This is a genomic window from Bacillus sp. AFS001701 (assembly GCF_002559405.1).
In the GTDB taxonomy this organism is placed as follows: Bacteria; Bacillota; Bacilli; order Bacillales; family Bacillaceae_G; genus Gottfriedia.
The window spans coordinates 1-503 of the sequence record NZ_NTZO01000788.1; the positions used below are offsets into that span (position 1 = coordinate 1).

The window sequence follows — 503 nt, forward strand, 5'->3', positions numbered from 1 at the left end:
CAAGACTCTAAAACTAAATAAATAAATGATAATATATATGTCCAGATACAAACAAATGCTAGTAATCCAAAACTATATTTTAAAGTCATTTTTGTTAATTTTGATTCATTACCTGTTTCACCTACTGCAGCTGTTGCAATTGCGATTGACTGAGGTGAAACTAGTTTTGCTATTACCCCACCTGCAGTATTTGCTGATACTAATAACGAAGGATTTGTACCTAAAATATTACCTGCTGAAACTTGTATTTGAGCGAATAATGTTATTGTTATTTACGACAGGACCAGTCATAAATACCCCAATCCATCCTAAAATTGGAGATAAGAATGGAAATGCATCTCCAGTGTGTGCAACTGCTTCACTTAAAGCACTTGTTAATCCTCCATATGTCATCAATTTTGCGATACTAAGAATTGCACAAATCATGATGATTGGTATCCAAAATTCTGAGATTGTTTTAGCCATATAAAATAATTAATATTATTTCCAATGCCGCATATTAT

At 32.0% G+C, this 503-nt stretch carries 1 pseudogene; it reads right to left on the reverse strand.

From position 1 onward, the window contains the following. Window positions 1–459 (reverse strand): annotated as a pseudogene (locus CN514_RS25170) (L-lactate permease); the annotation flags it as partial. Window positions 460–503 lie beyond the last annotated feature (44 nt).